Source organism: Escherichia coli (assembly GCF_036503815.1).
GTDB classification, from domain to species: domain Bacteria; phylum Pseudomonadota; class Gammaproteobacteria; order Enterobacterales; family Enterobacteriaceae; genus Escherichia; species Escherichia coli_F.
Map to the genome: position 1 here is coordinate 3,423,048 of NZ_AP027764.1, position 13,573 is coordinate 3,436,620.

The window sequence follows — 13,573 nt, forward strand, 5'->3', positions numbered from 1 at the left end:
ATCGGGGGTCAGAATGTATGCATTAACCCAGGGCCGGATCTTTACCGGTCACGAATTTCTTGATGACCACGCGGTTGTTATCGCTGATGGCCTGATTAAAAGCGTCTGTCCGGTAGCGGAACTGCCGCCAGAGATCGAACAACGTTCACTGAACGGGGCCATTCTCTCCCCCGGTTTTATCGATGTGCAGTTAAACGGCTGCGGCGGCGTGCAGTTTAACGATACTGCTGAAGCGGTCAGCGTAGAAACGCTGGAAATCATGCAGAAAGCCAATGAGAAATCAGGCTGTACTAACTATTTGCCGACGCTTATCACCACCAGCGACGAGCTGATGAAACAGGGCGTGCGCGTAATGCGCGAGTACCTGGCAAAACATTCGAATCAGGCGTTAGGTCTGCATCTGGAAGGTCCGTGGCTAAACCTAGTGAAAAAAGGCACCCATAATCCGAATTTTGTGCGTAAGCCCGATGCCGCGCTGGTCGATTTCCTGTGTGAGAACGCCGACGTCATTACCAAAGTGACGCTGGCACCGGAAATGGTTCCAGCAGAAGTGGTCAGCAAATTGGCAAATGCAGGGATTGTAGTGTCTGCTGGTCACTCAAACGCGACGTTAAAAGAAGCGAAAGCTGGTTTCCGCGCGGGGATTACCTTTGCCACCCATCTCTATAACGCGATGCCTTATATCACCGGTCGTGAACCGGGTCTGGCGGGTGCGATCCTCGACGAAGCTGACATTTATTGCGGTATTATCGCTGATGGCCTGCATGTTGATTACACCAACATTCGCAACGCTAAACGTCTGAAAGGCGACAAACTGTGTCTGGTTACCGACGCCACCGCGCCAGCCGGTGCCAACATTGAACAGTTCATTTTTGCGGGTAAAACAATATACTACCGTAACGGACTTTGTGTGGATGAGAATGGTACGTTAAGCGGTTCATCCTTAACCATGATTGAAGGCGTGCGTAATCTGGTCGAACATTGCGGTATCGCACTGGATGAAGTGCTGCGTATGGCGACGCTCTATCCGGCGCGTGCGATTGGCGTTGAAAAACGTCTCGGCACGCTCGCCGCTGGTAAAGTAGCCAACCTGACTGCATTCACACCTGATTTTAAAATCACCAAGACCATCGTTAACGGTAACGAGGTCGTAACTCAATAAGAGAAAGTATGACACCAGGCGGACAAGCTCAGATAGGTAATGTTGATCTCGTAAAACAGCTTAACAGCGCGGCGGTTTATCGCCTGATTGACCAGTACGGGCCAATCTCGCGGATTCAGATTGCCGAGCAAAGCCAGCTTGCCCCCGCCAGCGTAACAAAAATTACGCGTCAGCTTATCGAACGCGGGCTGATCAAAGAAGTTGATCAGCAGGCCTCCACCGGGGGCCGCCGCGCTATCTCCATTGTCACCGAAACCCGCAATTTCCACGCAATCGGCGTACGGCTTGGTCGTCATGACGCCACCATCACATTGTTTGATCTCAGTAGCAAAGTGCTGGCAGAGGAACATTACCCGTTGCCTGAACGCACTCAGCAAACGCTGGAACATGCCCTGCTGAATGCCATTGCTCAGTTTATTGATAGCTACCAGCGCAAACTGCGCGAGCTGATCGCCATTTCCGTGATCCTGCCAGGGCTTGTTGACCCGGACAGTGGCAAAATTCATTACATGCCGCATATTCAGGTAGAAAACTGGGGACTGGTAGAAGCACTGGAAGAACGTTTTAAAGTGACCTGTTTTGTCGGCCACGATATCCGCAGTCTGGCACTGGCAGAGCACTACTTCGGTGCAAGTCAGGATTGCGAAGATTCCATTCTGGTGCGTGTCCATCGCGGGACCGGGGCCGGGATTATCTCTAATGGGCGCATTTTTATTGGCCGCAACGGCAACGTCGGTGAAATTGGTCATATTCAGGTCGAACCGTTGGGTGAACGCTGCCACTGCGGCAACTTCGGTTGTCTGGAAACTATCGCTGCCAACGCCGCCATTGAACAGCGGGTGTTGAATCTGTTAAAGCAGGGCTACCAGAGTCGCGTGCCGCTGGACGACTGCACCATCAAAACTATCTGCAAAGCCGCGAACAAAGGCGACGGTCTGGCGTCGGAAGTGATTGAGTATGTCGGTCGTCATCTGGGTAAAACCATCGCCATTGCTATCAACTTATTTAATCCGCAAAAAATTGTTATCGCTGGTGAGATCACCGAAGCCGATAAAGTGCTGCTCCCTGCTATTGAAAGCTGCATTAATACCCAGGCATTGAAGGCATTTCGCACCAATCTGCCCGTGGTACGTTCTGAGCTGGATCACCGCTCGGCAATCGGCGCTTTTGCGCTGGTAAAACGCGCCATGCTCAACGGTATTTTGCTCCAGCATTTGCTGGAAAATTAATGTGCTTTTATAGTGGCGCTTATTGTTGTCAATATTCTGGGTAGTCCATGACCATTAAAAATGTAATTTGCGATATCGACGGCGTGCTGATGCACGATAACGTCGCCGTACCGGGTGCAGCGGAATTTTTGCACGGGATTATGGATAAAGGCCTGCCGCTGGTGTTGCTGACCAACTATCCTTCGCAGACCGGGCAAGATCTGGCGAACCGCTTTGCCACTGCGGGTGTCGATGTGCCGGACAGCGTGTTTTATACCTCCGCGATGGCGACCGCCGATTTCCTGCGTCGCCAGGAAGGCAAGAAAGCGTATGTGGTGGGCGAAGGCGCACTGATTCATGAACTGTACAAAGCCGGTTTCACTATTACCGATGTGAACCCTGATTTTGTGATTGTTGGCGAAACGCGTTCCTACAACTGGGACATGATGCATAAAGCAGCCTATTTCGTCGCTAACGGTGCACGCTTTATCGCCACCAACCCGGACACCCACGGGCGCGGTTTTTATCCGGCCTGTGGCGCGCTATGCGCGGGGATCGAAAAAATCTCCGGACGTAAACCGTTCTATGTTGGTAAGCCGAGTCCGTGGATCATCCGCGCAGCATTAAACAAAATGCAGGCGCATTCGGAAGAAACGGTGATTGTCGGCGATAACTTGCGCACCGACATTCTGGCGGGCTTCCAGGCCGGTCTGGAGACAATTCTTGTACTGTCCGGTGTTTCGTCGCTCGACGATATCGACAGTATGCCGTTCCGCCCGAGCTGGATTTACCCATCAGTCGCTGAAATCGACGTTATCTGAATACCACCCACGTCTGCGGACGTGGTTGGCTCTGATGACAAACGCCAAACTGCCTGATGCGCTACGCTTATCAGGCCTTGTATTATCCCTCCTGTGCAGAGAAAATCGGCCAGTTTTCTCTGCCTGCAGTCCGCATGCCGTATCGGGCCTTAGGTTTTCAACCTGTTGCGTAGATTTATGCAGCGGACTGCCTTTCTCCCAAAGTGATAAACCGGACAGTATCATGGACCGGTTTTCCCGGTAATCCGTATTTGCAAGGTTGGTTTCACGATGGAACATGAACTTCATTATATCGGTATCGACACCGCTAAAGAGAAACTGGATGTCGATGTGTTGCGTCCTGATGGTCGTCATCGCACCAAAAAATTCGCTAACACCACTAAAGGGCACGATGAGCTGGTGAGCTGGCTGAAAGGTCACAAGATTGGCCATGCGCATATCTGCATCGAAGCGACCGGCACCTATATGGAACCTGTCGCAGAGTGCCTTTACGATGCAGGTTACATAGTGTCAGTTATTAATCCTGCACTGGGTAAAGCTTTCGCTCAGAGTGAAGGACTGCGTAACAAGACTGATACCGTGGATGCGCGCATGCTGGCAGAGTTCTGTCGTCAGAAGCGCCCTGCAGCCTGGGAAGCGCCTCACCCGCTTGAACGCGCGTTGCGTGCCCTGGTAGTACGCCACCAGGCGCTGACAGATATGCACACGCAGGAACTGAACCGCACTGAAACGGCGCGGGAAGTCCAGAGGCCGAGCATTGATGCTCATCTTCTGTGGCTTGAAGCAGAGCTGAAGCGTCTTGAGAAGCAGATAAAAGACCTGACAGACGATGATCCGGATATGAAACACCGCAGAAAACTGCTGGAAAGTATCCCGGGTATCGGAGAGAAAACATCTGCGGTATTGCTGGCTTATATCGGTCTGAAGGACCGCTTCGCCCATGCCAGACAGTTCGCCGCTTTTGCGGGTCTGACACCACGGCGTTATGAATCAGGCAGTAGTGTGAGAGGGGCAAGCCGGTTGAGTAAAGCCGGACATGTGTCGCTTCGCAGGGCGTTGTATATGCCTGCAATGGTAGCCACCAGTAAGACTGAGTGGGGACGGATGTTCCGTGACCGTCTGGTGGCTAATGGCAAAAAAGGAAAGGTGATTCTCGGCGCGATGATGCGCAAGCTGGCACAGGTGGCGTATGGCGTGCTGAAGTCAGGGGTCCCGTTCGATGCGTCACGGCATAATCCGGTAGCGGCGTAAAAATCGCGGAAGGGATGAAAAAAACAGCGCCTGACGGCGCTGTGTCTGGCATGCCTGCAATCTGGGAAACCGGGGTAGAAAAAAACTTGCAGGCCATAACAGTATCTACGCAGCTCCTGCAATATATTGAATTTTCATGCTTTTGTAGGCAGGATAAGGCGTTCACGCCGCATCCGGCATGAACAAATCGCACTTTGTCAGCAATTTGGCCCCCGTAAAATATAACCATTCAATAAAACCCGCTAAAAATTATCGATTCATCAATAAATACATCCTCACACCAGACCTTTTTTCACCAATCGACAATCACCATTACGTTTTTTATTCCCCCCCTGCCAAATCGCTTGCGCACAGTGCTGCTTTGCGGCATTTTTTTAAACAAGCAAACACAACAAGCAACAAATACCAGGTTAACGGAGAAGGTTATGTGTTCAATTTTTGGCGTATTCGATATCAAAACAGACGCAGTTGAGCTGCGTAAGAAAGCACTCGAGCTGTCACGCCTGATGCGTCATCGTGGCCCGGACTGGTCCGGTATTTATGCCAGCGATAACGCCATTCTCGCCCACGAACGTCTGTCCATTGTTGACGTTAACGCGGGGGCGCAACCTCTCTACAACCAACAAAAAACTCATGTGCTGGCAGTAAACGGTGAAATCTACAACCACCAGGCATTGCGCGCTGAATATGGCGATCGTTACCAGTTCCAGACCGGGTCTGACTGTGAAGTGATCCTCGCGCTGTATCAGGAAAAAGGGCCGGAATTTCTCGACGATTTGCAGGGCATGTTCGCTTTTGCCCTGTACGACAGCGAAAAAGATGCGTATCTGATTGGTCGCGACCATCTGGGGATCATCCCACTGTATATGGGCTATGACGAACATGGTCAGCTGTATGTGGCCTCAGAAATGAAAGCCCTGGTGCCGGTATGCCGCACGATTAAAGAGTTCCCGGCGGGGAGCTATTTGTGGAGTCAGGACGGCGAAATCCGTTCTTATTATCACCGCGACTGGTTCGACTACGATGCGGTGAAAGATAACGTGACCGACAAAAACGAGCTACGTCAGGCACTGGAAGATTCCGTTAAAAGCCATCTGATGTCTGACGTGCCTTACGGCGTGCTGCTCTCAGGTGGTCTGGACTCCTCAATTATTTCCGCGATCACCAAGAAATATGCCGCTCGTCGCGTGGAAGATCAGGAACGCTCGGAAGCCTGGTGGCCGCAGCTGCACTCCTTTGCTGTAGGTCTGCCGGGTTCACCGGATCTGAAGGCAGCCCAGGAAGTGGCAAACCATCTGGGCACTGTGCATCATGAAATTCACTTCACTGTACAGGAAGGTCTGGACGCCATCCGCGACGTGATTTACCACATCGAAACCTATGATGTGACGACTATCCGCGCTTCAACACCGATGTATTTAATGTCGCGTAAGATCAAAGCGATGGGCATTAAAATGGTACTGTCCGGTGAAGGTTCTGATGAAGTGTTTGGCGGTTATCTCTACTTCCACAAAGCGCCGAACGCTAAAGAACTGCATGAAGAGACGGTGCGTAAACTGCTGGCCCTGCATATGTATGACTGCGCGCGCGCCAACAAAGCGATGTCCGCCTGGGGCGTGGAAGCGCGCGTTCCGTTCCTCGACAAGAAATTCCTCGACGTGGCAATGCGTATTAACCCCCAGGATAAAATGTGCGGTAACGGCAAGATGGAAAAACACATCCTGCGTGAATGTTTTGAGTCGTACCTGCCTGCAAGTGTGGCCTGGCGGCAGAAAGAGCAGTTCTCCGATGGCGTCGGTTACAGTTGGATCGACACCCTGAAAGAAGTGGCGGCACAGCAGGTTTCTGATCAACAGCTGGAAACTGCCCGCTTCCGCTTCCCGTACAACACGCCGACGTCCAAAGAAGCGTATCTGTACCGGGAGATCTTTGAAGAACTGTTCCCGCTTTCGAGCGCCGCAGAGTGCGTGCCGGGCGGCCCGTCCGTCGCGTGTTCTTCCGCTAAAGCGATTGAGTGGGATGAGGCGTTCAAGAAAATGGACGATCCGTCTGGTCGTGCGGTTGGTGTTCACCAGTCGGCGTATAAGTAAGAAATGCGGTACTGCCCCGGAGAAATCCGGGGCTGTTTCAGTTATTGAGCTGCTTGTTGATTCTGATATGCAGTAAGGAAATGTTCCGGGTTTGCCACATCACTGTTTGACAACTCATCACTGTAGGCCACCGACCAGGTCGCCTGCTCATCCGGAATATGCAGGCTGCCATTCCCCTCTTTCAGGCGTAATAACTCAAAAGATTTGCCCTTAATTACGGCGGTATAGGATTTTTCACCTTCCTGTAATGCTTTCACTTTACAGCGAAAAATCTGGCCATCGATGTCATTATCAACATGCGATACCTGAATGAGGGCTTCATTAGAGGCTTTCGGCCCTATCCGCATCATCCACACCACAGCGCCTTCCTGCCCACGATAGCCAAAAACATATTTACCGATTTCCGGTTTGACCGTATCGGCAAACGCAGATTGCATGAGTAATAACGCCCCCATCAGCGCCGTCATAAAACGCAGCATAGTATTCCCTCAATAAATCGCCTGAAGTGGTAGCAGAGATGCAGGCGTAGCGATCCCTGCCCTGTCCTGTTGCAACGGGCCAGTATTTCATAGATTAATTTCCTACCACTATTGTTGAATTCCGAATTTCATCCTGTATGACAAAAGAATGGCTGTAGGGTGGGAAAAAACACAAAGTAAACAATAATTGACGAATATAGCGCCACGCTGTTCGCAACCTAACCAAACAGTCACTTTCGAGCAATTTTCCTTGAAAAAGAGGTTGACGCTGCAAGGCTCTATACGCATAATGCGCCCCGCAACGCCGATAAGGTATCGCGAAAAAAAAGATGGCTACGTAGCTCAGTTGGTTAGAGCACATCACTCATAATGATGGGGTCACAGGTTCGAATCCCGTCGTAGCCACCATCTTTTTTGCGGGAGTGGCGAAATTGGTAGACGCACCAGATTTAGGTTCTGGCGCCGCAAGGTGTGCGAGTTCAAGTCTCGCCTCCCGCACCATTCACCAGAAAGCGTTGTACGGATGGGGTATCGCCAAGCGGTAAGGCACCGGTTTTTGATACCGGCATTCCCTGGTTCGAATCCAGGTACCCCAGCCATCTTCTTCGAGTAAGCGGTTCACCGCCCGGTTATTGGGGTATCGCCAAGCGGTAAGGCACCGGTTTTTGATACCGGCATTCCCTGGTTCGAATCCAGGTACCCCAGCCATCGAAGAAACAATCTGGCTACGTAGCTCAGTTGGTTAGAGCACATCACTCATAATGATGGGGTCACAGGTTCGAATCCCGTCGTAGCCACCAAATTCTGAATGTGTCGAATGCGTTCGGCAAATTCACAAACCAATTTGTTGGGGTATCGCCAAGCGGTAAGGCACCGGATTCTGATTCCGGCATTCCGAGGTTCGAATCCTCGTACCCCAGCCAATTTATTCAAGACGCTTACCTTGTAAGTGCACCCAGTTGGGGTATCGCCAAGCGGTAAGGCACCGGATTCTGATTCCGGCATTCCGAGGTTCGAATCCTCGTACCCCAGCCACATTAAAAAAGCTCGCTTCGGCGAGCTTTTTGCTTTTCTGCGTATATTCAATGTCGAATGCGATGTTGACACGTCTTATTCTTCAAAGTCGGATGCGACGCTGATGCGTCTTATCCGACCTACAGTTGGCATGCATCCGGCAATGTTGTAAGGCTACAACCCTAACGCATATTTCAGCGCCTGCCGTTTCAATACGCCAGCACGCTCCGCCGCCATTAACCCGAGATTACGCATAAAACGCAGTGGCGGCAGATTATTGCTGAATCCGGCATAAAACAGATCCATACCGCTTTGCATAATGAAGTTATCCGCCATACGCCGCATCTGGTAACGCTTGAGGACAGGATAACTGGCCCACGCTTCACCGTAGCTGCGGGCATTCACCAGAACGTCAATCAGAGCATCAACATCGCGATAACCGAGGTTAACCCCCTGCCCCGCCAACGGATGAATGGTGTGCGCGGCATCGCCCACCAGCGCAAGCCCTGGTTGCACATACTGCAACGCATGGCGGCGCGTCAGCGGAAACGCACCAGCGGCGAGTGGCATCACGTACCCAAGACGCGACGGGAAATGCTTCGCGATTTCCACCTGGAGCTGCGCCATATTCATATTCTGCAACTGGCGAATACGCGCCGGAGAGTCATACCACACCAGCGACGCCCAGTTATCAAACAGCGGCAGAAACGCGCGCGGCCCGTCCGGAGTAAACTGCTGCCAGGTGCTGTCGCCGGGATCATTCTCGCACTGTACGCTAATCAACATACACGACTGCGCATACTGCCAGGCATGAACGCCAATTCCCGCCATTTGCCGCACCTGCGAATTTGCACCGTCAGCGCCAATCACCAGCTTCGCCTGGATCACTTCGCCCCCCTTCAGTTCCAGTTCCTGAAGATCATTATGGCGATGCAGAGCAATCAGTGAGCCTGGCACACGTAACGTTACTTTCGGATGCGCTTCCAGCGCCTGCCACAGCGCCTGTTGCAGGACAGTGTTTTCCACCATATAGCCAAGCAACGGCAGCTTCAATTCGGCTGCATCAAACACCACATGCGCCGTTTCCCACTCCCACGTTTCCAGTCTGCGATAAGGATGGCAACGCATGGCCTGTACCGCGTCCCAGACGCCTAAACCTTTAAGCAATGATACCGAAGCCGCACTAATCGCCGAGATCCGCACGTCAGGCTGGCTGTCAGCGACAAACGAAGCAGGTTCCGCGTGCTCGATAACCGTTATCGAAAATCCGTGCTGAGCCAGTCCCAGCGCCAGTGCGCCGCCGACCATTCCTCCGCCGACAATGGCAATTTCCGTTGGTTGATTTGTCATGGTCAATCATCCTGTTAGCAATATGCTTTAAGTTTACAGGATTTTTACCCCCAAGGGCTGATAACGCTCATACTGGTCACAACGGCAGCAAAGCATTACACTATGCGCCCTGCATTCCTGGCTACTATTTCGCAAGAGCAAGTCGATGACCAAAAAACTCCATATTAAAACCTGGGGCTGTCAGATGAACGAGTACGATTCATCGAAGATGGCCGATCTGCTGGATGCCACCCACGGCTATCAACTGACCGACGTGGCGGAAGAAGCGGATGTGCTGCTGCTGAACACCTGCTCAATCCGCGAGAAGGCTCAGGAAAAAGTCTTCCATCAGTTGGGTCGCTGGAAACTGTTAAAAGAGAAGAATCCAGACCTGATTATCGGCGTCGGCGGCTGCGTGGCATCGCAAGAAGGCGAGCACATTCGCCAGCGCGCCCACTATGTTGATATTATTTTTGGGCCGCAAACGCTGCACCGTCTGCCGGAGATGATCAACTCCGTACGCGGCGACCGCAGCCCGGTTGTAGATATCAGCTTCCCGGAAATCGAGAAGTTTGACCGTCTGCCGGAACCGCGTGCCGAAGGACCAACCGCGTTTGTCTCCATCATGGAAGGCTGCAATAAATATTGCACCTACTGCGTGGTGCCTTACACCCGTGGTGAAGAGGTAAGCCGTCCTTCCGACGATATTCTGTTTGAGATTGCCCAGCTTGCGGCTCAGGGCGTGCGTGAAGTCAACCTGCTCGGTCAGAACGTGAACGCCTGGCGTGGTGAGAACTACGACGGCACCACCGGATCGTTTGCCGATCTGCTGCGTCTGGTTGCGGCGATCGACGGGATCGATCGTATTCGCTTTACCACCAGCCATCCGATCGAATTCACCGACGATATCATCGAAGTGTACCGCGACACGCCGGAGCTGGTGAGCTTCCTGCATCTGCCGGTTCAGAGCGGTTCCGATCGCATTCTAAACCTGATGGGACGTACCCACACGGCGCTGGAGTACAAAGCGATCATCCGTAAATTGCGTACGGCGCGTCCTGATATTCAGATCAGTTCTGACTTCATCGTTGGCTTCCCGGGCGAAACCACCGAAGACTTCGAAAAAACGATGAAGCTGATTGCCGACGTCAATTTCGACATGAGCTACAGCTTTATCTTCTCCGCTCGTCCAGGAACGCCTGCCGCCGATATGGTTGATGATGTTCCGGAAGAAGAGAAGAAGCAGCGTCTGTATATTCTGCAAGAGCGCATTAATCAGCAAGCGATGGCATGGAGCCGCCGTATGCTCGGCACCACCCAGCGTATTCTGGTAGAAGGTACATCGCGTAAGAGCATCATGGAGCTTTCCGGTCGTACTGAAAATAACCGCGTGGTTAACTTCGAAGGCACGCCGGATATGATCGGTAAATTCGTCGATGTAGAAATTACCGACGTCTACCCGAACTCTCTGCGCGGTAAAGTGGTGCGTACTGAAGATGAAATGGGTCTGCGCGTGGCAGAAACACCGGAATCGGTGATTGCCCGTACCCGCAAAGAAAATGACCTTGGCGTGGGTTATTATCAGCCGTAATTCTCAGGCCCGCCGTTCCGGTGGGCCTTGTTTTTTCTCTCTTTATCCCCATCTTTATCGCAATGCTTGCGCCTTTTTCCTGTGGCGTGAATAATTTCCTTATAGGCCGGTGAATGTTCAGCTTCCGGCGGCATACAGATAAGAGGAACGGTTTGAACATAGACACTCGCGAAATCACTCTGGAGCCAGCAGACAACGCACGTCTGTTGAGCCTGTGCGGCCCGTTTGATGACAACATCAAACAACTCGAACGCCGTCTCGGCATCGAAATCAATCGCCGCGATAATCATTTTAAACTGACCGGCCGTCCGATTTGCGTCACCGCTGCGGCAGACATTCTGCGTAGCCTGTATGTCGATACTGCCCCGATGCGCGGTCAGATTCAGGATATCGAGCCGGAACAGATCCACCTTGCGATTAAAGAAGCGCGCGTGCTGGAACAAAGTGCGGAGAGCGTGCCGGAGTATGGCAAAGCGGTCAATATCAAGACCAAACGCGGTGTAATTAAACCGCGCACGCCAAACCAGGCGCAGTACATCGCCAATATTCTCGACCATGACATTACCTTCGGCGTTGGCCCGGCGGGTACGGGTAAAACCTACCTGGCAGTGGCTGCGGCAGTTGATGCCCTGGAGCGTCAGGAAATTCGCCGTATTCTGCTGACTCGTCCGGCGGTAGAAGCCGGTGAGAAACTGGGCTTCCTGCCTGGCGATTTAAGCCAGAAAGTGGACCCGTATCTGCGCCCGCTGTATGACGCGCTGTTTGAAATGTTGGGCTTTGAGAAAGTCGAGAAGCTGATTGAGCGCAACGTTATTGAAGTCGCGCCACTGGCCTATATGCGTGGCCGTACGCTGAACGACGCGTTTATCATTCTTGATGAGAGCCAGAACACCACCATCGAACAGATGAAGATGTTCCTGACTCGTATCGGTTTTAACTCAAAAGCGGTTATTACCGGCGATGTCACGCAGATCGACTTACCGCGTAATACTAAATCAGGTTTACGTCACGCTATCGAAGTGTTAGCCGATGTCGAAGAGATCAGCTTTAACTTCTTCCACAGCGAAGACGTGGTTCGTCACCCGGTGGTAGCGCGTATCGTTAACGCTTATGAAGCCTGGGAAGAAGCCGAACAAAAACGAAAAGCGGCGCTGGCAGCAGAACGCAAGCGCGAAGAACAGGAACAAAAATGAGTCAGGTGATCCTCGATTTACAACTGGCATGTGAAGATAATTCCGGGTTACCGGAAGAGAGCCAGTTTCAGACATGGCTGAATGCGGTGATCCCGCAGTTTCAGGAAGAATCGGAAGTGACTATTCGCGTGGTCGATACCGCCGAAAGCCACAGTCTCAATCTGACCTATCGCGGTAAGGATAAGCCGACCAACGTGCTCTCCTTCCCGTTTGAAGTACCGCCTGGCATGGAGATGTCGCTGCTGGGCGATCTGGTTATCTGCCGTCAGGTGGTTGAGAAAGAAGCACAGGAGCAAGGCAAACCACTGGAAGCGCACTGGGCGCATATGGTGGTGCACGGCAGTCTGCATTTGTTAGGTTACGATCACATCGAAGACGACGAAGCAGAAGAAATGGAAGCCCTCGAAACAGAGATTATGCTTGCTCTGGGCTATGAGGATCCGTACATTGCCGAGAAAGAATAATTTGCCAGGCATTTGACTGGCAGACGTCCCCGCCGTTGGTGATTAACGACGGCGTTTTGATTAACTAACATGAGAACCCATACGACGCCATGAGCGACGACAATTCACACAGTAGTGACACGATAAGCAACAAGAAGGGATTTTTCTCCCTGTTACTCAGCCAACTTTTCCACGGTGAACCGAAAAACCGTGACGAACTGCTGGCGCTGATCCGTGATTCCGGGCAGAACGACCTTATCGACGAAGATACGCGCGATATGCTCGAAGGGGTGATGGACATCGCAGACCAACGCGTTCGCGACATCATGATCCCCCGCTCCCAGATGATTACCCTGAAACGCAACCAGACGCTGGACGAATGCCTTGATGTCATCATCGAGTCCGCCCACTCACGTTTCCCGGTGATTAGCGAAGACAAAGATCACATTGAAGGGATTCTGATGGCGAAAGACTTGCTGCCGTTTATGCGCAGCGATGCAGAAGCCTTCAGCATGGACAAAGTGTTACGTCAGGCGGTTGTCGTTCCTGAAAGTAAGCGCGTAGACCGGATGCTGAAAGAGTTTCGCTCTCAGCGTTACCACATGGCGATCGTCATTGACGAATTCGGTGGGGTTTCCGGTCTGGTGACCATTGAAGATATCCTGGAACTGATTGTTGGTGAGATTGAAGACGAGTATGACGAAGAAGATGATATCGACTTCCGTCAGCTGAGTCGTCATACCTGGACCGTGCGCGCACTGGCTTCCATCGAAGATTTCAACGAAGCCTTCGGCACCCACTTTAGCGATGAAGAGGTCGACACTATCGGTGGTCTGGTGATGCAAGCGTTTGGGCATCTTCCGGCACGTGGCGAAACCATCGACATCGACGGTTACCAGTTCAAAGTGGCGATGGCCGACAGTCGGCGTATTATTCAGGTTCATGTCAAAATCCCGGATGACTCACCCCAGCCAAAGCTGGATGAATAAAAC

11 protein-coding genes and 7 tRNA genes are annotated in these 13,573 nt (G+C 52.2%); 16 read left to right on the forward strand and 2 right to left on the reverse strand.

Annotated elements, in window-relative coordinates; genetic code table 11:
* The first annotated feature begins 13 nt into the window (after positions 1-13).
* From nagA to asnB, 5 genes are all read left to right on the forward strand, one after another.
* Positions 14-1,162, forward strand: a complete 1,149-nt coding sequence (gene nagA / locus AABJ99_RS16460) for an N-acetylglucosamine-6-phosphate deacetylase (protein WP_338387381.1) — start codon at positions 14-16, stop codon at positions 1,160-1,162.
* 8 nt (positions 1,163-1,170) lie between these two features.
* Entirely contained in the window at positions 1,171-2,391 is a 1,221-nt protein-coding gene (gene nagC / locus AABJ99_RS16465; protein WP_000187590.1) for a DNA-binding transcriptional regulator NagC, read from the forward strand.
* A 47-nt stretch (positions 2,392-2,438) separates the two neighbouring features.
* Entirely contained in the window at positions 2,439-3,191 is a 753-nt protein-coding gene (gene nagD / locus AABJ99_RS16470; RefSeq protein ID WP_000153129.1) for a ribonucleotide monophosphatase NagD, read from the forward strand.
* Positions 3,192-3,461: 270 nt separating this feature from the next.
* Complete coding sequence (locus tag AABJ99_RS16475) at positions 3,462-4,442, forward strand: IS110-like element IS621 family transposase (RefSeq protein ID WP_332219181.1); 981 nt, start codon at positions 3,462-3,464, stop codon at positions 4,440-4,442.
* Between the two features lie 425 nt (positions 4,443-4,867).
* Positions 4,868-6,532 carry an asparagine synthase B gene (asnB, locus tag AABJ99_RS16480; RefSeq protein WP_039021087.1) on the forward strand — a complete coding sequence of 555 codons (1,665 nt, stop codon included), beginning with the start codon at positions 4,868-4,870 and terminating at the stop codon, positions 6,530-6,532.
* Positions 6,533-6,573: 41 nt separating this feature from the next.
* On the opposite strand, the gene AABJ99_RS16485 is transcribed toward asnB, so the two are convergent.
* Positions 6,574-7,011 (reverse strand): hypothetical protein, encoded by a 438-nt coding sequence (locus AABJ99_RS16485; protein ID WP_000943486.1) that lies wholly within the window; start codon positions 7,009-7,011, stop codon positions 6,574-6,576.
* A gap of 331 nt (positions 7,012-7,342) precedes the next feature.
* On the opposite strand from AABJ99_RS16485, the gene AABJ99_RS16490 reads away from it, so the two are divergent.
* From AABJ99_RS16490 to AABJ99_RS16520, 7 genes are all read left to right on the forward strand, one after another.
* A tRNA-Met gene (locus AABJ99_RS16490) sits at positions 7,343-7,419 on the forward strand.
* A gap of 8 nt (positions 7,420-7,427) precedes the next feature.
* Positions 7,428-7,512: transfer RNA gene (locus tag AABJ99_RS16495), tRNA-Leu, on the forward strand.
* Between the two features lie 23 nt (positions 7,513-7,535).
* Positions 7,536-7,610, forward strand: a tRNA-Gln gene (locus AABJ99_RS16500).
* A gap of 34 nt (positions 7,611-7,644) precedes the next feature.
* Positions 7,645-7,719, forward strand: a tRNA-Gln gene (locus AABJ99_RS16505).
* Between the two features lie 15 nt (positions 7,720-7,734).
* Positions 7,735-7,811 (forward strand) — tRNA-Met (locus AABJ99_RS16510).
* Between the two features lie 48 nt (positions 7,812-7,859).
* Positions 7,860-7,934 (forward strand) — tRNA-Gln (locus tag AABJ99_RS16515).
* Between the two features lie 37 nt (positions 7,935-7,971).
* Positions 7,972-8,046, forward strand: a tRNA-Gln gene (locus AABJ99_RS16520).
* Positions 8,047-8,199: 153 nt separating this feature from the next.
* On the opposite strand, the gene ubiF is transcribed toward AABJ99_RS16520, so the two are convergent.
* Positions 8,200-9,375: a 3-demethoxyubiquinol 3-hydroxylase gene (gene ubiF, locus AABJ99_RS16525; protein ID WP_039021086.1), complete on the reverse strand. Its 1,176-nt coding sequence runs from the start codon at positions 9,373-9,375 to the stop codon at positions 8,200-8,202.
* A 145-nt stretch (positions 9,376-9,520) separates the two neighbouring features.
* Here ubiF and miaB point away from each other — a divergent pair, with 145 nt between their 5' ends.
* From miaB to corC, 4 genes are all read left to right on the forward strand, one after another.
* Positions 9,521-10,945, forward strand: coding sequence for a tRNA (N6-isopentenyl adenosine(37)-C2)-methylthiotransferase MiaB (gene miaB, locus AABJ99_RS16530; protein ID WP_032183627.1), 1,425 nt, complete (start codon positions 9,521-9,523; stop codon positions 10,943-10,945).
* Positions 10,946-11,097: 152 nt separating this feature from the next.
* The gene (gene ybeZ, locus AABJ99_RS16535) at positions 11,098-12,138 is read left to right on the forward strand and encodes a PhoH family protein (protein ID WP_001018040.1); all 1,041 of its coding nucleotides are present in this window, start codon (positions 11,098-11,100) and stop codon (positions 12,136-12,138) included.
* Positions 12,135-12,602, forward strand: a complete 468-nt coding sequence (gene ybeY / locus AABJ99_RS16540) for an rRNA maturation RNase YbeY (protein ID WP_000084469.1) — start codon at positions 12,135-12,137, stop codon at positions 12,600-12,602. The genes ybeZ and ybeY overlap by 4 nt, the downstream gene beginning before the upstream one ends.
* An 89-nt stretch (positions 12,603-12,691) precedes the next feature.
* Entirely contained in the window at positions 12,692-13,570 is an 879-nt protein-coding gene (corC, locus tag AABJ99_RS16545; protein WP_001278605.1) for a CNNM family magnesium/cobalt transport protein CorC, read from the forward strand.
* Positions 13,571-13,573: the final 3 nt, after the last annotated feature.

Coding starts and splice junctions, on each gene's coding strand:
- nagA (WP_338387381.1), top strand. CDS start 14: ATGTATGCATTAACCCAGGGCCGGATCTTTACCGGTCACGAATTTCTT.
- nagC (WP_000187590.1), top strand. CDS start 1,171: ATGACACCAGGCGGACAAGCTCAGATAGGTAATGTTGATCTCGTAAAA.
- nagD (WP_000153129.1), top strand. CDS start 2,439: ATGACCATTAAAAATGTAATTTGCGATATCGACGGCGTGCTGATGCAC.
- AABJ99_RS16475 (WP_332219181.1), top strand. CDS start 3,462: ATGGAACATGAACTTCATTATATCGGTATCGACACCGCTAAAGAGAAA.
- asnB (WP_039021087.1), top strand. CDS start 4,868: ATGTGTTCAATTTTTGGCGTATTCGATATCAAAACAGACGCAGTTGAG.
- AABJ99_RS16485 (WP_000943486.1), bottom strand. CDS start 7,011: ATGCTGCGTTTTATGACGGCGCTGATGGGGGCGTTATTACTCATGCAA.
- ubiF (WP_039021086.1), bottom strand. CDS start 9,375: ATGACAAATCAACCAACGGAAATTGCCATTGTCGGCGGAGGAATGGTC.
- miaB (WP_032183627.1), top strand. CDS start 9,521: ATGACCAAAAAACTCCATATTAAAACCTGGGGCTGTCAGATGAACGAG.
- ybeY (WP_000084469.1), top strand. CDS start 12,135: ATGAGTCAGGTGATCCTCGATTTACAACTGGCATGTGAAGATAATTCC.
- corC (WP_001278605.1), top strand. CDS start 12,692: ATGAGCGACGACAATTCACACAGTAGTGACACGATAAGCAACAAGAAG.